This window comes from Exiguobacterium sp. s7 (assembly GCF_018618195.1).
Classification (GTDB): Bacteria; Bacillota; Bacilli; order Exiguobacteriales; family Exiguobacteriaceae; genus Exiguobacterium; species Exiguobacterium mexicanum_A.
In genome coordinates this window covers 17,074-36,966 of record NZ_JACSLO010000005.1, presented here as the reverse complement: position 1 = coordinate 36,966, position 19,893 = coordinate 17,074, and the positions used below count along the sequence as shown (strand labels likewise).

Below are 19,893 nucleotides of genomic sequence, written 5' to 3'. Positions count from 1 at the left end.
TTTATGCTATAATACGGATTGTTGTACATTTTTGTACGTATAAACGAATTGTTGGAGGGACTTAGCATGACAGCAAAATGGGAAAAAACATCAGGTAGCCAAGGCGTACTCACGTACGAAGCACCTGCAGAAGCTTTTGATAAAGCAGTTGACGCCGCATTCAAAGATGTCGTCAAAACTTTGAACGTGCCTGGCTTCCGTAAAGGGAAATTGCCACGCCCAATGTTCAACAAAATGTACGGAGAAGAAGCACTCTATCAAGATGCGCTCGATATCCTCTACCGTGACACAGTTCAAGGTGCGGTCGAAGAAGCTGGTTTCGAACCAATCGCTCTCGAAAACATCGATGTAGACGGCACGCTCGAAAAAGGCCAACCTGTAACGTTCAAAGTAACGTTCGTTGTTGAGCCAGAAGCTGAGCTTGGCGAATACAAAGGTCTCGAGTACGAAGCTGTTGAAACAACAGTCACTGACGAAGAAGTTACAGCTGAACTTGACGCGCTTCAACAGCAAGGCGCAGAGCTTGCTGTCAAAGAAGGCGCAATCGAAAACGGCGATACAGCTGTCTTTGATTTCGCAGGTTTCGCTGACGGAGAGCAATTCGAAGGCGGCACGGCTGAAAACTACACACTCGAAATCGGTTCAGGCCAATTCATCCCTGGATTCGAAGAGCAAATGGTCGGCATGACGGCTGGCGAAGAAAAAGACGTTGAAGTAACATTCCCTGAAGAGTACCACGCTGACAACTTGGCGGGTAAACCAGCGACATTCAAAGTCAAACTTCACGAAGTCAAAGCGAAGCAAGTTCCTGAGCTCGACGACGAGTTCGCAAAAGACATCGACGAGTCAGTTTCATCACTCGACGAGTTGAAAGCGAAAATCCGTGAGCGCTTAGAAACTGCGAAGAAACAAGAAGCGGAAGGCACAATGCGCGACCAACTCGTCGAGCAAGCAACAGCTAACGCAACAATCGACGTACCTGCAGTACTCGTTGACCAAGAAGTAGACCGCATGGTTCAAGAGTTCGGCACACGTGTTTCTTCACAAGGAATCGACCTCAACATGTACTTCGAACTCACTGGTACTTCTGAAGAAGCGATGCGCGAAGAGATGAAAGAGCAAGCTGAAGAGCGCGTTAAAGCTCGTCTCGTCTTGAAAGCAATCGCTGAGAAAGAAGCGATCGAAGTGTCTGACGAAGATGCTGAGAAAGAACTCGAAGAAATGTCTAAACTTTACAACATTGCACCGGATCAACTCCGTACAATGCTCGCGCCACAAGGCGGAATCGAGACACTTAAAGGTGACCTCAAATTCCGTAAAGCGATCGACGTTCTCGTTGAAAACGGGAAAGCGAAGTAATCGGATGACAGAAGGACGGCTGCTCAGCAGTCGTCCTTTTTTTCGTCACGACACTTTGCATGTGTTTATCTTTGATGAAGTGATTTGTTCATGCTACAATTATTGCAACGCAGAGATGTAAATGTTTTTTCGAGAGTGCTTTGCACCTGAAAATACAAATAGGCGATTTATCGCACTTACATCCATTTTCATTCAGAAGGGGTGTACCGAATGTTCAAATTTAACGAGGAAAAGGGACAACTTAAATGCTCGTTTTGCGGGAAATCGCAAGAACAAGTCCGTAAACTAGTCGCCGGTCCTGGCGTATACATTTGTGACGAATGTATCGAGCTTTGCAATGAAATCGTTGAGGAAGAGCTCGGTGTCGAAGAAGAAGTAGAATTCAAAGACATTCCAAAACCACAAGAGATTCGTAACATCTTAGACGAGTATGTCATTGGTCAAGACCGGGCGAAACGTGCGCTTTCGGTAGCCGTCTACAATCACTATAAACGCATCAACGCCGGTGGCCGTTCTGATGATGTCGAACTTTCGAAATCGAACATCGTCATGATTGGACCAACTGGTAGCGGTAAGACGCTTCTCGCTCAAACGATGGCCCGCGTCTTGAACGTCCCATTCGCAATTGCGGATGCGACGAGCTTGACGGAAGCCGGTTACGTCGGGGAAGACGTCGAGAACATCTTGCTCAAGCTGATCCAATCGGCGGACTACGATGTCGAGAAGGCTGAAAAAGGGATCATCTATATCGATGAGATCGATAAGATTGCCCGTAAGTCGGAAAACCCATCGATCACGCGTGACGTATCTGGTGAAGGTGTCCAACAAGCACTTCTCAAAATCTTGGAAGGTACGGTCGCAAGCGTACCGCCGCAAGGTGGACGGAAGCATCCGCATCAAGAGTTCATCCAAATCGATACGACGAACATCTTGTTCATCGTCGGCGGCGCGTTCGCTGGCATCGAAGCGGTCGTCAAACGCCGTATCGGGAAAAAAGTTATCGGATTTGGGAACGACCAAGAAAACCGCGAGATGACGCAAGAAGACTTGCTCGCCCGCGCGCTTCCGGAAGACCTTCAGAAATTCGGATTGATTCCGGAGTTCATTGGTCGTCTACCGGTCATGGCGACGCTCACGACGCTTGACGAGGAAGCACTCGTCGAGATCTTGACGAAGCCGAAGAACGCCCTCGTTCGTCAGTACGAGAAAATGCTCGAACTCGACGATGTCGAACTCACGTTCACAGACGAGGCGTTGGTTGAAATCGCCAAGCTTGCGATCAAACGTAAGACAGGCGCACGCGGTCTCCGCTCGATTATCGAAGAAATGATGCTCGATGTGATGTTCACTGTCCCATCGCGTGACGATATCGAGAAAGTCATCATCACGGATGAAACGATTACGGGTCTTGCCGGTCCGAAATACGTGCTTCGCGATGGTACTGTCGAACAGACAGGCGACAATAAAGAGACAGCATAATTTTTAACGAAAAAGGCTCAAACACTCGGCACATCCGAGTTTTGGGCCTTTTTGCACAGGAGGCGTTGTAATGGAACAGTTACCTATCCTTCCTTTGCGTGGAGTCGTCGTGTATCCGCTCATCGGCGTGACGATCGACGTAGGGCGTCCGCTCTCTCTGCGGGCACTCCTTGCCGCAAAGGAACACGAGACAGATTTGATTGTCGTGACACAAAAAGAGACAGGCAAAGAATCACCTGAACCGGAAGACTTATATGCGATTGGGACACGCGTTCATATCGCCAAGATGAGCGAGCTGTCGAACGAGACGGTTCGTGTTCGTCTTGTCGGGAAAGAGCGCGTCAAAATCAACTCGATTGAAGAGACGAAAGAAGGCTGGTTCGCCGACGTCGAGACGCTTGACCTCGTCGAAGGGGAAGAAGTCGAACGGACGGCACTCGTACGCCTATTGAAAGAACAGTTTGGCAAACTCGTCGGGACGATCAAAGGGTTGTCTCCGGACGAACGGCGCCGCTTTGAGATGTATGAGCGACTCGAGTCGTTAACCGATTATATCTCTTCTAAACTTGATGTCGACGTCGACATTCGCCAAGCGATGCTCGAAGAAGCCGACGCAGTCAAACGCGGCTTAGAGCTGCTCGAAATCATGACGCATGAAGTCGAGATCATCGAGCTCGAGCAAGAATTGCGCGAACGGACGAAAAAGACGATTGAGCAGGCGCAGAAAGAGTATTATTTGCGCGAACAGATGAAAACGATTCAGCAAGAGCTCGGCGACCAGTCGCAAGAGTCTGAACCGAACCGTCTCCGTGAGAAACTCGAGGCGCTCGATTTGCCTGAGACGACACGGAAGAACGTCATGCGCGAAGCCGAGCGGTTGAACGTCGTCCCGGCGACGTCACCGGAATACGCGGTCATCCGCAACTATCTCGACTGGATCGCTTCGCTCCCGTGGGGCATCGAGACGGAAGATAAACTTGACGTCAAACATGCGGCCGACGTCCTAGACGACGACCACTACGGCCTCGAGTCGGTGAAAGATCGAATCCTCGAGTATTTGGCCGTCCGCCAATTGACGAACTCGCTCCGTGGACCGATCCTTTGTCTCGCCGGACCTCCAGGGGTCGGGAAGACGTCGCTCGCCCGGTCGATTGCGTCGGCGCTTGAACGTCACTTTGTCCGCGTCTCGCTCGGCGGGGTGCGCGATGAAGCTGAGATTCGAGGACACCGTCGCACGTACATCGGGGCGATGCCAGGCCGCATCATCCGCGGATTGAAGCAGGCCGAAAGCAAAAACCCGGTCTTCTTGCTCGACGAGATCGACAAGATGGCGTCAGATTTCCGGGGCGACCCGGCGTCGGCCATGCTCGAAGTGCTCGACCCGGAACAAAACGTCTCGTTCTCCGACCACTATATTGAAGAACCGTTCGACTTATCGAACGTGCTCTTCATCGCGACGGCGAACGACGTCTCGCAAATCCCGGCTCCGCTGCTCGACCGGATGGAACTCATCCAAATCGGCGGCTACACGGAACTCGAGAAAGTCGAGATCGCCAAACGTCACTTGGTGCCGAAACAATATAAAGAGCACGGCTTGAAAAAGAGCCAGCTCACGATCAAAGAAGACGCGCTTTACGAGGTCGTCCGCCGTTACACGCGTGAGGCCGGCGTCCGTAACTTAGAACGCGTCATCGGGTCGCTTTGCCGGAAAGCGGCGAAGCAAATCGCGATCGGCGAGAAAAAACGCGTCACCGTCTCGTTGAAGAGCCTCGGTGACTACCTCGGGAAACCGAAGTACCGCTATGGCAAAGGCGAGACGGAAGACTCGATCGGAGCCGTCACTGGACTCGCCTACACGGCGTTCGGGGGCGACACGCTCACGATCGAAGTGGCGCTCGCACCTGGTAAGGGCAAGCTCCAGTTGACGGGGAAACTCGGTGACGTCATGCAAGAGTCGGCGCAGACGGCGTATAGCTACGTCCGTTCGAACGCGGAACGGTTCGGGATTGACCCGACGTTCTACGAGCGCCAAGACGTGCATATCCACGTCCCGGAAGGTGCCGTTCCAAAAGACGGTCCATCGGCCGGCATCACTATCGCGACGGCGCTCATCTCGGCGTTGACCGGGAAGAAAGTCCGCCGTGATATCGGCATGACTGGAGAGATCACGCTCCGGGGCCGCGTCCTGCCGATCGGCGGGTTGAAAGAGAAAGCGCTCGCCGCACACCGGGCCGGTTTGACGACTATCGTCATCCCGAAAGACAACGAGCGGGACATCGATGACATTCAAGACACCGTCCGTGAGAAATTGACGTTCGTCCCGGTCACGACGCTCGATCAAGTATTAGAAGTAGCATTTGGAGGAAATTAAATAATGAAAATCACTAAAGCAGAATTTGTCACGAGTGCCGTCGCACCGGACCATTATCCGATTCACGAGTTGCCGGAAGTCGCACTCGCTGGACGTTCGAACGTCGGGAAATCGTCGTTCATCAACAAGATTTGTCAGCGGAAAGCGCTCGCGCGCACGTCTTCGAAGCCAGGGAAGACGCAGACGCTGAACTTCTTCAACATCAACGATGAGATCATGTTCGTCGACGTTCCAGGTTACGGCTACGCGAAAGTCTCGAAGACGGAGCGCGAGAAGTGGGGCGTCATGATGGAGCAATATTTGACGTCACAGAGTGCGCTTCGCGGCGTCGTCCTGTTGGTCGATATCCGTCATGAGCCGTCAAGTGACGACGTGACGATGTACAACTTCTTGAAGCATTACGAGATTCCGGTCATCGTCGTGGCGACGAAGCTCGATAAGATCAAGAAAGCGCAACGTCAAAAACATGAGGCGGCCGTCAAACGGAAGCTACAGTTCGAATCGACGGACCGGTTCGTCGCCTTCTCGGCTGAGACAGCCGAAGGGAAAGACGAGGCGTGGAAAGCGATTTACGATTTGTTGACGCAAGACGAAGATTGAGCGAAGACGAGGGAACCCCCTCGTCTTTTTTGTTTTCAGGGTTACGCGAGCGGGTAAGTATCGTATAATTGTCCTAATTACATAAGACAAGAGAATCTAGAACGAGGTGGAAAGATGCAAATCATGTTTCAAAACAAATGGTACCGCTTCTTATTTTGGACGCTAACGATTTTCTTGGTCATCTGGGTCGGGACGGAAATCTCTTTCGTATTCCAACCAGTCCAAGTCATTTTGGCGCTCGTCACGGTACCGCTCATCATTGCTGGACTTTTCTATTATTTCTTAGTCGGGATCGTCGACTTCTTAGAAAAACGGTTGAACGGCAAACGGCCGCTCGCCGTCGGTATCACCCTCGGAGGACTCGTGCTGATCTTTACGCTCGTATTCAGCATCCTCGGGCCGGTGCTCGGCGAGCAGATCACGTCGCTCGTCAACGCGATGCCGAGTATCGCCAAAGAGTTGCAGGAGCAGGCGTTTGCTGTCCGTGACTCGCTCATGCAAAACGAGTTCTTGTCACGCTTCATCGCCGAGAACGATGATATGTTCACCGATTTCACGAACAACGTCACGACGTACCTCGGTGACATCTTCGGGAACATCGCCTCATCGCTCGGCCAATTTGTCGGCTTTATCACATCGGCCGTCATCACGATCGTCGTCATTCCGTTCATGCTTTTGTATATGCTCTTGGACGGGAAACGACTTCCGGATTCGATCGTCAAGCTGTTGCCGTCGAGTTATGAGAAGGAGACGCGCAACATCTTGCATGACATGCATACGACGGTTAAAAACTACGTCCATGCCCAGTTGATCGTGGCGTTCTTCGTCGGGATCACGTCGCTCATCGGGCTATGGATCATTGGACTCGACTATGCCATCTTGCTCGCGCTCTTCATGATGGTGACGAACATCATCCCGTACGTCGGACCGTTCCTCGGTGCGGCACCGGCTGTCGTCGTCGCCTTCATCCAAGATCCGATCAAAGTGCTCTGGGTCATCGTCGTCATCATCATCGTTCAACAAATCGAATCGAACGTCATCTCGCCGCTCATCCAAGGCAAGTCGCTCAAGGTGCATCCGCTGACGATTATCATCGTCTTGCTCGTTGCCGGAAACTTGGCCGGGATTATCGGGATGCTCATCGCGGTTCCATTCTATGCGGTGGCTAAAGTCGTCGTTCAAAACATCGTCCGGATTTACAAGCTGAGGGAGCGAAAACATTACCTCGAAGCGGAAGAGGAAGATGAGAAACCAGAGAGCCAAATCATCACCGATCCGTCGTCTCTGAAATGATCAAACAAGTAGAAATGGTCTCCATGTCCGTTTCTACTTTTTTCTGTCACAAAAAGTTCTTAAATTATTTCACAAAAATCGAACAGAAGATTATAGTTCCTAAATAAAAATTGTTATAATGTACGGTAGAGATGTGAAAAAGAAGAGACAACCGTCGGTGGATTTTGGATGAGGGGAAGAGGTACATGCATATTGTCGTCGTTGGACTAAATAACAAGACAGCCCCTGTCGCGATTCGGGAGCAGTTCTCGTTTGGGGAGCAAGAAATCGTGGACGCGATGATTGCACTTCGCGAAGAGAAGAGCATATTTGAATCGGTTATTTTGTCGACTTGTAACCGGACGGAGCTATACGTCGTCACAGACCAGCTCCACACCGGACGTTATTATACAAAACGCTTTTTAGCGAACTGGTTTGATTTAGAGATGGACCAATTCACCCCTTATTTATCGATTCGTGAAGGAGAAGAGGCAATTCGCCACTTGTTCCGTGTCACGTCAGGACTCGATTCGATGATCATTGGGGAAACACAAATTTTAGGACAAGTGAAATCAAGCTTCTTCCGCGCCCAAGAGAACGGGACGACGGGAACGGTGTTCAATAAACTGTTCAAAGAGGCCGTGACGCTCGCCAAACGCGCCCATACCGACACACAAATTGGGGAAATGTCGGTATCGGTCAGCTCGGCAGCGGTCACGCTCGCTCAAGGGATGTACAACCGTCTCGATGACAAACAAGTCGTCGTCGTCGGTGCCGGTGAGACGGGCGAGTTGACGACGCTCAACTTGTTCGAGGCCGGTGCGAAACAGATTGCCGTCTTTAACCGGACCGAGAGCAAAGCAAAAGCGGTCGCCGACAAGTTCCAAGGCCGTGCCCACTCGATCCGTGAGATCGCCTGTGGGTTGCTCGACGCCGATATTTTGATCAGTTCGACCGGCGCCAAAGAAGCGGTCATCGCCTATGACGATGTCGCCGCCGCACAACTGCTTCGCCGAGAACGTCCACTTTTGTTAATCGACATTGCCGTGCCGCGAGATATCGATCCAGCGGTCCGGGCGCTTCCGGGCGTCCATTTGTTCGATGTGGATGATTTGAACGGGATCGTCAACAAAAACTTGGCGGCCCGTCTCGTCGAAGCGGAAAAGATTGAAATCAAAATCGACGAAGCGATTCAAGAGTTCCAAACGTGGCTCGTCACACTCGGTGTCGTCCCGATCATGAACGAGTTGCGCGCCCGCGCCCTCACTGTTCAAGAAGAGACGATGGAAAGCCTCGAGCGTAAGCTTGACCATCTATCGGACCGGGATAAAAAAGTCATCGGCAAACATATGAAGTCGATCATCAACCAGATGCTTCGTGAACCGATCGACTACATCAAAGACGCCGCGGCGCAACCGGATGCGAACACACGCATCAACCAGTTCGTCGAGACGTTCGGCCTTGATGTCGACGTCCCTTACGTCGAGCCGGAAATGGAAGAGACAGAAGCGATGTCAGCGAAAGCACCACTCCGCGCTTTGATGCGCTAATACAAAATCAAAAAAGGCGGCGGATCTCGTCGCCTTTTTCTATGAAGGGGATATGGACTATGCGTAAAATTATCGTCGGCTCACGCCGTTCACAACTTGCGATGACACAGACGAAATGGGTCATCGAGCAATTGAAGAAAGCCGGGGCTCAAAACGAGTTCGAGATCAAGGAAATCGTGACGAAAGGTGACCAAATCGTCGATGTCCAGTTATCGAAAGTCGGCGGCAAAGGGTTGTTCGTCAAAGAGATTCAGCAACAAATGATTGCCGGGGAAATCGATTTCGCCGTCCATAGCATGAAAGACGTGCCGGCCGAGTTGCCTGAAGAGCTCTTTATCAGCTGCATGCCGAAACGCGTTGACGCCCGAGACGTGCTCATCTGCGAGAACGGATATACGCTCGAGACGCTCCCGGAAGGTGCTGTCATCGGGACGAGTTCACTTCGTCGCGGTGCGCAGATGCTCGCCGCCCGTCCTGACTTCGAGATTCAATGGATCCGCGGAAACATCGACACGCGCCTCAAAAAACTCGAGACGGAAAACTTCAACGCCATCTTGCTCGCCAAAGCCGGGCTCGAACGCATGGGTTGGACGGACCGCGTCGACTTCGAAGCGCTTGACGCTGACATGATGGTCCCGGCCGTCGGTCAAGGCGTTCTCGCCATCGAAAGCCGGAAAGACGACGCTGAAGTGACGAACGTCTTGCAACTCCTGCATGACGACGTGACGGCGAAAGCGGCGACGGCGGAGCGGACGTTCCTCAAGGCGATCGAAGGCAGTTGCCACGTACCGGTCGGCGGTTACGCGACGGTCGACGGGGACGACGTGACACTGACGGGCCTCATCGCCTCGGTCGACGGGAAAGAAGTGCTCCGTGTGACGAAGACGTCGACTGACGCGGTCGCACTCGGGAACGAGGTAGCAGACGATCTTCTTGGACGCGGCGGGCGCGAAATTCTCGCCTCGGTCAATGCGTGACGTCTGGTACACAGGGACAAAACGACTGACCGCTACGCAACGAGCCCGGCTCGCCGCGAGCGGTCTTTCCGTGCATCACGTCCCGCTCATCGAGACGAGACTGACACATCGCGAGATGCCGATTCACCGGTTCGATTGGCTCGTCGTGACGAGCCAGACGGCGGTGCCGGCGCTCCGTGACGTCCCGCGTGACGTCAAAGTCGCGGCCGTCGGGGAGAAGACGAAACAAGCACTCGAGGCCGAGGGCTTCACCGTCTCACTCATGCCGAAGACGTATACGGGCGAGGCGCTGTTCCGCGACCTCGCGGACGTCGTAACAGCAGGCGAGGTCGTCTTGTTCGCCCGGGGCGACTTGGCGAACACGGACCACATGAAGCAACTCGAAAACGTCCACGACTGGGTCGTCTATGAGACGATCGGCCGTGAACTGACAGAGACGGAAGTCGAGGCGCTCGAGAACGTGGACGCGCTCCTCGTCCTCAGTCCGTCCGCCGTCCAGGCGATCACGCCGTACCTTGAACACTTCCACGGGACGTGGTACGCCATCGGTGAAGTGACCGAGCGCGCCGTCCGGGAAGTGTCGACGTTACCGGTCCGAGTGCCTGAGTGTTATACTATGGATGCATTAATACAGTGTATAGGGGAGGATTTTTCATGAACCAGTTCGACCGTCACCGTCGCCTTCGTTCATCGAAGTCGATGCGTGCACTCGTACGTGAAAATCATGTTCGGAAAGAAGATTTGATTTACCCGCTCTTCGTCATCGAAGGGACAGACATTAAACGCGAAGTCAGCTCGATGCCGGGCGTCTTCAACTTCTCGCTCGACCGTCTCGAGGACGAGATCAAGGAGATCGTCGACCTCGGCATTCAATCGGTGCTCTTGTTCGGCGTGCCGGAACATAAAGACCCGGAAGGTACGGAAGCGTATCATGACCACGGCATCGTCCAAGAAGCGATCCGCAAAGTGAAAGAGTGGGCGCCACAGCTCACGGTCATCGCGGACACGTGCCTATGCGAATACACGTCGACGGGCCACTGCGGCATCGTGAAGAATGGTGACGTCGATAACGACGCGTCGCTACCGCTTCACGTCCAGACGGCGATCACGCAAGCGCAAGCAGGCGCTGACATCATCGCGCCGAGCTCGATGATGGACGGCTTCGTCGCCGCCATCCGTGAAGGGCTCGACCAGAACGGGTTCAACCATATCCCAATCATGAGTTACGGCGTCAAGTACGCATCGGCGTACTACGGACCGTTCCGTGATGCGGCCCAATCGGCACCTGGCGAAGGCGACCGCAAAGGCTATCAGATGGACCCGGCCAACCGCCGTGAAGCGTTCCGTGAATCACAATCGGACGTCGAGCAAGGCGCCGACTTCATGATCGTCAAACCGGCGCTCGCGTTCATGGACATCATCCGTGACATGCGCGACTCGCTCGATATGCCGATCGTGGCGTATAACGTGAGTGGAGAGTACGCCATGGTCAAAGCGGCTGCTTTGAACGACTGGGTCGATGAGCAACGCATCGTCATGGAGACGATGGTCGGCTTCAAACGGGCCGGTGCGGACCTCATCGTCACGTATTTCGCAAAAGACGTCTGTCGCTATTTGGAAGGAGACTATTCATGACCTACAAACAAACACGCTCAGAAGCGGCGTTCGAACAAGCACGTCCGCTCATGCCGGGCGGGGTGAACAGCCCGGTCCGTGCCTATAAATCAGTCGGCATGACGCCAATCTTCGCTGAACGCGGTGAAGGATCACGCGTCTACGACATCGATGGCAACGAATATATCGACTACGTCCTCTCATGGGGTCCACTCATCCTCGGCCACCGTGACCCGGTCGTCACGAAGGCGATTCAAGAACAAGCCGAGAAAGGCTGGACGTTCGGGACACCGACTGAGCTGGAAACGAAAATGGCCGAGCTCGTCATCGAGCGCGTCCCATCGATCGAGATGGTGCGCATGGTCAACTCGGGTACGGAAGCGACGATGGCGGCACTTCGCCTCGCACGCGGCTACACGGGCAAGACGAAAATCTTGAAGTTCGAAGGCTGCTACCACGGGCACGGCGACTCGCTCCTCATCAAGGCCGGTTCGGGCGTCGCGACGCTCGGTCTCCCGGACTCACCGGGCGTGCCGAAAGACTTGGCGAGCCAGACGCTCACGGTGCCGTACAACGACTTGGACGCCCTTCGCGTCGCGTTCGAGAAGTTCGGCGACGACATCGCTGGGGTCATCGTTGAACCGGCGGCCGGCAACATGGGCTTCGTGCCACCGCAACCTGGATTCCTTGAAGGGCTCCGCGAGATCACGGAACAATACGGCGCGCTTCTCATCTTTGACGAGGTCATGACCGGGTTCCGGGTCGGCTACAACTGTGCCCAAGGTTACTTCGGCGTGACGCCGGATTTGACGTGCCTCGGGAAAGTCATCGGCGGCGGCCTTCCGGTCGGTGCCTATGGCGGGAAACGCGAGATTATGGAACAAATCGCGCCGCAAGGACCGATTTATCAGGCGGGGACGCTCTCAGGGAACCCGCTCGCGATGATCGCCGGCTACACGACGCTGTCGCAACTCAAGCCTGAGCACTACGCCGAGTTCGAACGCAAAGCGGACCGTCTCGCCGAAGGTTATACGAAAGCGGCCGAGAAGTATAACATCCCGCACGACACGAACCGGGCCGGCTCGATGTTCGGATTCTTCTTCACGAACGAGAAAGTAACGAACTTCGAGAAGGCGAAGACGGCGAACCTCGACTTGTTCCGCGCTTACTATCAGAAGATGGCGGCGCGCGGCGTGTTCTTGCCACCGTCACAGTTCGAAGGATTGTTCCTCTCGACCGTGCACACGGACGAAGATATCGACCAGACGCTCGCAGCGGTCGACGCGACGTTCAAAGAGTTGCAACAAGAGTTTTCACTGTAATCTTGACGGAACCATCTTCTGTCGCTACAATTGTTTAACAGATACGATTAAAAGCTACGATGAGGAATAGTACGCCAACAACATCCTTTTTCAGAGACGCGGCCGCTTGGTGCGAGGCCGCGAGGGATGGGGCAGAAGTCGCCTCGGAGCTGACCTTTTGAACGAAGTAGGAAGGTCCGGTCCATCGACCGTTATTCGATTTTGAGGGCGCCACCTGTTGGCGAACTAAGGTGGTACCGCGGAAGATACGGCTTCTTTCGTCCTTAGCGTTAAGGACGAGAGTAGCCGTTTTTTTGTCCACATTATTAGAGGAGGTTGGGCATATGGCCAACGAGACAAACGAAATCACCATGCCGACGAAGTACGATCCAAGTGCGACGGAAGCAAAATGGTATGACTACTGGTTAGAGAACGACGTATTCAAAGCAGACGAGGACGATTCAAAACAGCCGTACACGATCGTCATCCCGCCACCGAACGTAACGGGGAAACTTCACCTCGGACACGCGTGGGACACGACGCTCCAAGACTTGCTGACACGCCTCAAGCGCATGCAAGGTTATGACGTCCTCTGGCTCCCAGGGATGGACCACGCCGGGATCGCCACGCAAGCGAAAGTCGAACAGAAGCTCCGTGAGGACGGCATCATGCGTTACGACCTCGGACGCGAGAAGTTCCTCGAGAAGACGTGGGAATGGAAAGATGAGTACGCGGACACGATCCGTGCTCAATGGTCAAAACTTGGCCTCGGTCTCGATTACTCACGTGAGCGCTTCACGCTCGACGAAGGACTCTCGAAAGCGGTCCAGGAAGTGTTCGTCCGCCTCTATGAGAAAGGCTTGATTTACCGCGGCGAATATATCGTCAACTGGGACCCGGCGCAAAAGACGGCCGTTTCCGATATCGAAGTCATCTATCAAGAAGTCGAAGGTGCGTTCTACCACATGAAGTATCCGCTCGCTGACGGCTCGGGCCACATCGAGATCGCGACGACGCGTCCAGAGACGATGCTCGGCGATACGGCCGTTGCCGTCAACCCGAAAGATGAGCGCTATGCGCACCTCGTCGGCAAGACGATTATGCTTCCGGTCATGAACCGTGAAATCCCGATCGTCGCCGACGACTACGTCGACATGGAGTTCGGTACAGGTTGCGTCAAGATCACACCGGCGCACGACCCGAACGACTTTGAAATCGGGAACCGCCACGAGCTCCCGCGCATCCTCGTCATGGACGAAGGTGGCAAGATGAACGAGAACGCCGGCAAGTACGAAGGGCTCGACCGCTTCGAATGCCGCAAGCAACTCGTCAAAGACCTAGAAGCGGACGGCACGCTCGTCAAGATCGAGCCGCACACGCACTCGGTCGGCCACTCGGAACGTTCAGGCGCGGTCATCGAGCCTTATCTTTCGAAACAGTGGTTCGTCGACATGGAGCCGCTCGCGAAAGCAGCGCTCGAAGCTCAAGGACATGACGATACGAAAGTCAACTTCGTCCCAGAGCGGTTCGAAGGCACATACCTCCGTTGGATGGAGAACATCCGCGATTGGTGTATCAGCCGTCAACTCTGGTGGGGCCACCGCATTCCGGCTTGGTACCACAATGAGACGGGTGAAGTCTATGTAGGTAAAGAAGCACCGGCGGACAGTGAGAACTGGCACCAAGACGAAGACGTGCTCGACACATGGTTCTCGTCAGCGCTCTGGCCGTTCTCGACGATGGGCTGGCCGGACACGGATTCAGCAGACTTCAAACGTTACTTCCCGACGAGTGCGCTCGTCACGGGTTACGACATCATCTTCTTCTGGGTATCGCGCATGATCTTCCAATCGCTCGAGTTCACTGGGAAGCAGCCGTTCAACGACGTGCTCATCCACGGTCTCATCCGCGACTCGGAAGGCCGCAAGATGTCGAAGTCGCTCGGTAACGGCGTCGACCCGATGGAAGTCATCGACCAATACGGCGCGGATTCGCTCCGCTGGTTCCTCCTCACAGGATCGACACCAGGGAATGACCTTCGTTTCTATTGGGAGAAGATCGAGTCGACATGGAACTTCGCGAACAAGATTTGGAACGCGAGCCGTTTCGCCCTCATGAACATGGACGGCATGAAGTACGAGGACATCGATTTGTCAGGTGAGAAGACGCTCGCTGACAAATGGATTCTCACGCGCTTGAACGACACGATCGACCAAGTGACGCGTCTCGTCGACAAGTACGAGTTCGGCGAAGCCGGCCGTTACTTGTACAACTTCATCTGGGAAGAGTTCTGTAACTGGTACATCGAGATGGCGAAACTCACACTTTACGGTGAGGACGAGGCTGCGAAAGCGACGACACGTTCAGTGCTCGCGTATACGCTCGACTCGATCATGCGTCTCATGCATCCGTTCATGCCGTTCCTCACAGAGGAGATCTGGCAGCACTTACCGCACGAAGGCGACTCGATCGTCCGTGCGAGCTACCCGACACGCCGCGACGAGCTCCACTTCGCGGACTCGGTACCAGCGTTTGAAGCGGTCATGAACGTCATCCGTTCGGTCCGTAACATCCGTTCGGAAGTGAACGCACCGATGTCGAAACCGATTCAACTCTTCATCTCGACGTCTGATGAGGCGACACAAGGTTACTTGAGCGCGAACGAGACGACGATCGGCAAGTTCACGAACGCGACCGAACTCGAAATCGGACGCGGCTTGACAGCTCCTGATAAGTCGATGTCGGCCATCATGACGGGTGCGGAACTGTTCATCCCGCTCGCCGACCTCATCAACTTCGAGGAAGAGATCGCCCGTCTTGAGAAAGAAGTGGCGAAGTACGAGAAGGAAGTCGAGCGCGTTCAGAAGAAACTCGGCAACCCAGGCTTCACTGGCAAGGCGCCGGCTCACGTCATCGACGAAGAGAAGGCGAAAGAGAAAGACTACCTCGACAAGCGTGACGCAGTCCGTGCGCGTTTGGAAGAGTTGCGTAAATAATAAATCAACCTTCTTTGGAGACCTGTTCTCCGAAGAAGGTTTTTTTGTCGTTTGGTGGAATTTAGGAGAGGAGACGATACAAAGGTGGAGTGACATGAGACGAATCGGAATAGTGTTGGGTTTGGCTGTGATCGGATTGAGTGGATGTGTGGCGGAACGAGCTGAACCACTCGAACCGACGGAATCAAAAATCACGGTTAGCGTAAACAAAGAAGAAATTGATTCATCCGTTTCCGATGTTGAGGAAACGACGGCGAAAGAAGTGTTCGGTTCGATGATCGAGGACGTGCCGAAAGGGACCGTTCGACTACTCGATGCGGTCACATCCCAATACACGCTTCAATATACGGATGGCACGTCCGAACGACCGTCGAGAGACGGTGTGATCTATGAAACGGTCATCGATGACCTTGGGCTCATTGCCATCAAGTTACCAAACCGCGATGACTCGTTCGGCGTGTTCAACTATTCACGGGACGAGGAGTGGGCGTTGCATGGCATCCAAAACTTTACGATTCTCGAGGCGGCCGAAAAAGTCCGACACGGGTTGGATTTGCCTGAAGAGGAGCTATTTGTCGCCCACTTTGAGATGAATCAGTTGGAGCGGCCGGTAGAGATGTGGACGTTGTATGATGAGACGCAACGCATCACGGTTTTGGTAACCGATGCGTTCAGCGTGGCCGACGGAGAGTTGATTGAGCGGCGAGACGTTTCAAATGAGCGGTATCGTTTGGATCAACCGGAAGGGAGAGGCTTGTTTTATGTAGATCAAGGCAAGCTCATCGTTTTGACGGGTGATGTGTCAGAAGAAGTGTTGCTCAACCTCTCGGACTCATTGCCAGAGGCGTCGTCGGTGGATTTTCCGCTGAAGCAATCCGAATAAAGTAACGAACCCCCGCCATCAAGAATGATGTTCGGGGGTTCGTTTGCGTCCAATGTGGATGATGCCAAATAGAGCGATGACAATCAAGGTGTGAAAGATGAGCGGTTGAGTATGTCCAATGCGGAATAGATGAATCGCATAGACGACGTAAAGGATGCTGCCGAATACTAGCAAGATGGAATAAAGAACCTTCATACATCCTCTCCCTCCGGTTCTGTCCAAAACGGAAGGCGACCGGTTGTCACGACGTAAGATGACGTGAGCAGGACGCCGATTGCAAGTCCAGTTACTTGAGGCTGAATCGACTGACCCATCAACGACAAATAAAAACTGTAGACGAGGTATGAAGTTGAACTTACGATGATTGTCATGAGCAAGAGTGTCATTTTCATTTTGTTTCACTCCATTCGAGCTCGTTCAAATGCTTCATGAACTGGACAAACGAGACACCTAGAAAGAAAGCCGGCATTGTCCAGACCCAATTGCTGAGAAACGGACCTTGCCAGAGTTCAAGCGAAATCATGCAGGCGAAACCTAACGAAATGAGTGAAGCGAGTAAGCGCATTATAAAACCTCCAAACGGACTTTGTCTATTCTACGTGGCGAATAGCCAAAAGGTTCCAAAAAAACCATCCCGCGAAAGCGAGATGGTTCATGTGCCGCAGAAAGTCTGATACGGATACGTCCGCGGCGGTCCGGGTGAGATATAACGTCCATAGTCGGCTTCGTAGTCGTATGGCTTCCGCAATACGTCGAGCAGTGCGTGGGTCGGCTTGAAGTCACCGCGTTCGGCTGCCATGAGGGCGGCCTCGACGTGATGGTTGCGCGGGATGACGGCCGGGTTGTGCTGACGCATGAGGCGGATGACGTCCTCATCAGGAAGACCTTGTTCCCCGAGGCGTTTCCGCCAAGCGGCGAGCCACGCCTTACCATCGTCCTGGTTGGCGAAGGCGAGTGCTTCGGTGTCGCCGATCGTGAGGGCGCGGAACGTGTTCGTGAAGTCGGCCTCGGTTTCCATCATGAGCCGGAGCAGTTCGTCCGTCAGTGCGTCGTCTCCGTCTTTTCGCACGTAGAGTCCGATTTTATGGGCGAGCCCAGTGAAATACGCCTCTTTATAGGTTTCCGTGTAGTCGTTCAACAGCTTGTTGGCGATATCGACGGCCTTTTCTTGTGTGTCAGCGAGGAGCGGGAGCAACGTCTCGGCGAGGCGGGCCAAGTTCCATGACCCGATATACGGCTGATTCGCATAGGCGTAGCGTCCCTCGCGATCGATGGAGCTGAAGACGGTGTTCGGGTGATACGTATCCATGAACGCACACGGTCCGTAGTCGAGTCCTTCACCGCTGATAAACGTGTTGTCTGTGTTCATGACGCCGTGGATGAACCCGACGAGCTGCCAATCCGCGATCAGTTTCGCCTGCCGGGTAATGACACGGCCGAGGAACTGTTCATAGCGGTCCGGTTGTCCTGCAAGGTCAGGGTCGTGGCGCTGAATCGCATAATCGGCGAGGGCGATGACGTCATCGATCGATCCGGCCGCGGCGGCGTATTGGAACGTACCGACACGTAAATGGCTTGCCGCGACGCGCGTCAAGACGGCGCCGTGCTTCGGTCCTTGGCGCATGATCGGCTCACCGGTCGTGACGACGGCGAGCGCCCGGTTCGTCGGGATGCCGAGGGCGTGCATCGCCTCACTGATGAGGAACTCACGCACCATTGGCCCGACGGCGGCTCGTCCATCACCGCCACGCGAGTACTCGGTCGGACCCGAACCTTTCAATTGAACGTCGACACGCTTTCCGTTCGGGGCGACGTGTTCTCCGAGCACGAGCGCCCGTCCGTCACCGAGCATCGTGAAATGGCCGAACTGGTGGCCGGCGTACGCTTGAGAGAACGACGTGTCGGTCTGACGATTCCCGGCGAAGAGTGCGACGTCTTGAGACGTTTCGGCGTCGAGACCGAGCGTCTTGGCGAGTGCTTCGTTCCACAGGACGAGTTCGGGCTTGACGACCGGATGGACCGGTCCCCGGTCGTAAAAGATGTCACGGAGATCGAGGTAGGTCGCCTCGAAGTTCCAACTGTTGGTCATAGTAATTCCCCCTTCTTCGCCTCGAGTATAGCACAGCCGATTCCTTGCGTAGCGCTTCGCGAATTTTGGTAAGATGAGAGGGAAGTGTGAAAACAGGAGTGATGGAAGATGGAGACGAGACAAGACGTATTGGAATGGCTGAACGGGCAGCTGCGGTTCGGGATCAAGCCCGGGCTCGAACGCATCGAGTGGATGTTGAACGCGTTACAAATCAAGGAGTTGCCGTCGATTCACGTGGCAGGGACGAACGGAAAAGGGTCGACGGTCGCTTTTTTGCGGGCAATGGCGACGAAACAGGGCTTGAACGTCGGGACGTTCATCTCACCGTACATCATCCAGTTCGAGGAGCGGATCATGTTGAACGGGGAAGCGATCCGAGAAGACGACCTCGTTCGAATCGCCAATCGGGTCCGTGACTGTGCGAGTGCGTCACCGGAAACGTTGACGGAGTTCGAACTGCTGACGGTCATGGCGTGGCTCTATTTCCATGAACAACAACCTGACCTCGTCATTTGGGAAGTCGGTCTCGGCGGCCGCCTCGATTCGACGAACGTGTTGACGCGACCGCTCGCGACGGTCGTGACGTCAATCGGGCACGACCATCAAGGGATTCTCGGCGACACGCTCGAAGAGATCGCGCTCGAGAAGTTTGGCATCATGAAGCGGGGCGTGCCGATGTTCCATAGTTTGACGGATGAACGGTTGATCGCGTTGCTCAAGCGACAAGGAGAGGCGATGGACGCATCGATTCACGACGTCACACCACTCATCACATCAATCGAGGACGGAACCGACACGGTCGTCACATATGATGGATTGGATCCAGTGACGCTCGGGTTGACCGGACACCATCAAGCGTATAACGGGGCGTGCGCCGTCGCCGTCGCGCGTCACCTCGGCTGGAAGGCGGAAGCGATTCGAGCGGGGCTCGAGGCGGCACAACACCCGGGTCGCTATGAGCTCATCTCGAGACAGCCCCGCATCGTGCTCGATGGGGCGCATAACCCGGAAGGTATCGCCGCGCTCGTCGAACAAGTGAAGATTGAGCGTGACGTGACCGTCCTCACAGCCATCCTTGTCGATAAGGACCGGGAAGCGATGATCGCGTCGCTCCAGATGGTGGCGGATGTCTATGAGACGACGTTCGATTTCCCGCGCACCCGGACGAAAGAAAGTCTGATTGCCGACGGGGCCCGTTACGTGGACTGGCAGGAGTGGTTGGCCGCATGGCTGGAAGCGCCGAAATCCGAGACGCTCGTCGTGACCGGGTCGCTCTACTTTATCAGTGGGGTCAGAAATCATTTAGCTAAAGATATTCAAAAAATGTAAGAAAAAGATTATAGGTGTGGGATAATAGGCTTAGATTGGGATAAACTGAATGGGAATCCACTTTGAGGAGTAG

The 19,893-nt window shown here is 54.3% G+C and carries 17 protein-coding genes and 1 other annotated feature; of the genes, 13 read left to right on the top strand and 4 right to left on the bottom strand.

Annotated features, from left to right (window positions below; all coding sequences use genetic code 11):
* Positions 1-66 precede the first annotated feature (66 nt).
* From tig to KNP79_RS07835, 12 genes are all read left to right on the top strand, one after another.
* Entirely contained in the window at positions 67-1,359 is a 1,293-nt protein-coding gene (tig, locus tag KNP79_RS07890) for a trigger factor (protein ID WP_034776805.1), read from the top strand.
* A gap of 210 nt (positions 1,360-1,569) precedes the next feature.
* Complete coding sequence (gene clpX / locus KNP79_RS07885) at positions 1,570-2,838, top strand: ATP-dependent protease ATP-binding subunit ClpX (RefSeq protein ID WP_034776808.1); 1,269 nt, start codon at positions 1,570-1,572, stop codon at positions 2,836-2,838.
* A gap of 70 nt (positions 2,839-2,908) precedes the next feature.
* Entirely contained in the window at positions 2,909-5,209 is a 2,301-nt protein-coding gene (gene lon, locus KNP79_RS07880; RefSeq protein ID WP_034776810.1) for an endopeptidase La, read from the top strand.
* A gap of 3 nt (positions 5,210-5,212) precedes the next feature.
* Positions 5,213-5,809: a ribosome biogenesis GTP-binding protein YihA/YsxC gene (gene yihA, locus KNP79_RS07875; protein ID WP_214708077.1), complete on the top strand. Its 597-nt coding sequence runs from the start codon at positions 5,213-5,215 to the stop codon at positions 5,807-5,809.
* A gap of 114 nt (positions 5,810-5,923) precedes the next feature.
* Entirely contained in the window at positions 5,924-7,102 is a 1,179-nt protein-coding gene (locus KNP79_RS07870; RefSeq protein WP_215191902.1) for an AI-2E family transporter, read from the top strand.
* Between the two features lie 185 nt (positions 7,103-7,287).
* Positions 7,288-8,631 carry a glutamyl-tRNA reductase gene (gene hemA / locus KNP79_RS07865; protein ID WP_215191900.1) on the top strand — a complete coding sequence of 448 codons (1,344 nt, stop codon included), beginning with the start codon at positions 7,288-7,290 and terminating at the stop codon, positions 8,629-8,631.
* 59 nt (positions 8,632-8,690) lie between these two features.
* A complete protein-coding gene (gene hemC, locus KNP79_RS07860) occupies positions 8,691-9,608 on the top strand; it encodes a hydroxymethylbilane synthase (RefSeq protein ID WP_215191898.1) in 918 nt (305 codons plus the stop codon).
* The gene (locus KNP79_RS07855; protein ID WP_215191896.1) at positions 9,601-10,266 is read left to right on the top strand and encodes a uroporphyrinogen-III synthase; all 666 of its coding nucleotides are present in this window, start codon (positions 9,601-9,603) and stop codon (positions 10,264-10,266) included. The genes hemC and KNP79_RS07855 overlap by 8 nt, the downstream gene beginning before the upstream one ends.
* A complete protein-coding gene (gene hemB / locus KNP79_RS07850; protein ID WP_215191894.1) occupies positions 10,263-11,243 on the top strand; it encodes a porphobilinogen synthase in 981 nt (326 codons plus the stop codon). The genes KNP79_RS07855 and hemB overlap by 4 nt, the downstream gene beginning before the upstream one ends.
* On the top strand, positions 11,240-12,544 hold the full coding sequence (gene hemL / locus KNP79_RS07845; RefSeq protein WP_215190303.1) for a glutamate-1-semialdehyde 2,1-aminomutase: 1,305 nt from the start codon (positions 11,240-11,242) through the stop codon (positions 12,542-12,544). The genes hemB and hemL overlap by 4 nt, the downstream gene beginning before the upstream one ends.
* 47 nt (positions 12,545-12,591) lie before the next feature.
* Positions 12,592-12,812: a binding site (T-box leader), on the top strand.
* Positions 12,813-12,867: 55 nt separating this feature from the next.
* Positions 12,868-15,519, top strand: a complete 2,652-nt coding sequence (locus KNP79_RS07840; RefSeq protein WP_215191892.1) for a valine--tRNA ligase — start codon at positions 12,868-12,870, stop codon at positions 15,517-15,519.
* A gap of 94 nt (positions 15,520-15,613) precedes the next feature.
* Positions 15,614-16,402, top strand: coding sequence for a hypothetical protein (locus KNP79_RS07835; protein ID WP_215191890.1), 789 nt, complete (start codon positions 15,614-15,616; stop codon positions 16,400-16,402).
* An 18-nt stretch (positions 16,403-16,420) separates the two neighbouring features.
* On the opposite strand, the gene KNP79_RS07830 is transcribed toward KNP79_RS07835, so the two are convergent.
* The 4 genes from KNP79_RS07830 to KNP79_RS07815 all read right to left on the bottom strand — a co-directional run bounded on the left by KNP79_RS07830 (position 16,421) and on the right by KNP79_RS07815 (position 18,491).
* A complete protein-coding gene (locus KNP79_RS07830) occupies positions 16,421-16,597 on the bottom strand; it encodes a hypothetical protein (RefSeq protein ID WP_215191888.1) in 177 nt (58 codons plus the stop codon).
* Positions 16,594-16,794, bottom strand: coding sequence for a hypothetical protein (locus KNP79_RS07825; protein WP_215191886.1), 201 nt, complete (start codon positions 16,792-16,794; stop codon positions 16,594-16,596). The genes KNP79_RS07830 and KNP79_RS07825 overlap by 4 nt, the downstream gene beginning before the upstream one ends.
* Entirely contained in the window at positions 16,791-16,967 is a 177-nt protein-coding gene (locus KNP79_RS07820) for a hypothetical protein (RefSeq protein WP_167491820.1), read from the bottom strand. The genes KNP79_RS07825 and KNP79_RS07820 overlap by 4 nt, the downstream gene beginning before the upstream one ends.
* 87 nt (positions 16,968-17,054) lie before the next feature.
* Positions 17,055-18,491 (bottom strand): protein adenylyltransferase SelO, encoded by a 1,437-nt coding sequence (locus KNP79_RS07815; protein ID WP_215191884.1) that lies wholly within the window; start codon positions 18,489-18,491, stop codon positions 17,055-17,057.
* 108 nt (positions 18,492-18,599) lie between these two features.
* On the opposite strand from KNP79_RS07815, the gene KNP79_RS07810 reads away from it, so the two are divergent.
* Positions 18,600-19,820 carry a bifunctional folylpolyglutamate synthase/dihydrofolate synthase gene (locus KNP79_RS07810; protein WP_215191883.1) on the top strand — a complete coding sequence of 407 codons (1,221 nt, stop codon included), beginning with the start codon at positions 18,600-18,602 and terminating at the stop codon, positions 19,818-19,820.
* The last annotated feature ends 73 nt before the right edge of the window (positions 19,821-19,893 follow it).

What these genes read in the sequence shown, in the direction of transcription:
- tig (WP_034776805.1), top strand. Translation starts at nt 67, where the DNA reads ATGACAGCAAAATGGGAAAAAACATCAGGTAGCCAAGGCGTACTCACG.
- clpX (WP_034776808.1), top strand. Translation starts at nt 1,570, where the DNA reads ATGTTCAAATTTAACGAGGAAAAGGGACAACTTAAATGCTCGTTTTGC.
- lon (WP_034776810.1), top strand. Translation starts at nt 2,909, where the DNA reads ATGGAACAGTTACCTATCCTTCCTTTGCGTGGAGTCGTCGTGTATCCG.
- yihA (WP_214708077.1), top strand. Translation starts at nt 5,213, where the DNA reads ATGAAAATCACTAAAGCAGAATTTGTCACGAGTGCCGTCGCACCGGAC.
- KNP79_RS07870 (WP_215191902.1), top strand. Translation starts at nt 5,924, where the DNA reads ATGCAAATCATGTTTCAAAACAAATGGTACCGCTTCTTATTTTGGACG.
- hemA (WP_215191900.1), top strand. Translation starts at nt 7,288, where the DNA reads ATGCATATTGTCGTCGTTGGACTAAATAACAAGACAGCCCCTGTCGCG.
- hemC (WP_215191898.1), top strand. Translation starts at nt 8,691, where the DNA reads ATGCGTAAAATTATCGTCGGCTCACGCCGTTCACAACTTGCGATGACA.
- KNP79_RS07855 (WP_215191896.1), top strand. Translation starts at nt 9,601, where the DNA reads ATGCGTGACGTCTGGTACACAGGGACAAAACGACTGACCGCTACGCAA.
- hemB (WP_215191894.1), top strand. Translation starts at nt 10,263, where the DNA reads ATGAACCAGTTCGACCGTCACCGTCGCCTTCGTTCATCGAAGTCGATG.
- hemL (WP_215190303.1), top strand. Translation starts at nt 11,240, where the DNA reads ATGACCTACAAACAAACACGCTCAGAAGCGGCGTTCGAACAAGCACGT.
- KNP79_RS07840 (WP_215191892.1), top strand. Translation starts at nt 12,868, where the DNA reads ATGGCCAACGAGACAAACGAAATCACCATGCCGACGAAGTACGATCCA.
- KNP79_RS07835 (WP_215191890.1), top strand. Translation starts at nt 15,614, where the DNA reads ATGAGACGAATCGGAATAGTGTTGGGTTTGGCTGTGATCGGATTGAGT.
- KNP79_RS07830 (WP_215191888.1), bottom strand. Translation starts at nt 16,597, where the DNA reads ATGAAGGTTCTTTATTCCATCTTGCTAGTATTCGGCAGCATCCTTTAC.
- KNP79_RS07825 (WP_215191886.1), bottom strand. Translation starts at nt 16,794, where the DNA reads ATGAAAATGACACTCTTGCTCATGACAATCATCGTAAGTTCAACTTCA.
- KNP79_RS07820 (WP_167491820.1), bottom strand. Translation starts at nt 16,967, where the DNA reads ATGCGCTTACTCGCTTCACTCATTTCGTTAGGTTTCGCCTGCATGATT.
- KNP79_RS07815 (WP_215191884.1), bottom strand. Translation starts at nt 18,491, where the DNA reads ATGACCAACAGTTGGAACTTCGAGGCGACCTACCTCGATCTCCGTGAC.
- KNP79_RS07810 (WP_215191883.1), top strand. Translation starts at nt 18,600, where the DNA reads ATGGAGACGAGACAAGACGTATTGGAATGGCTGAACGGGCAGCTGCGG.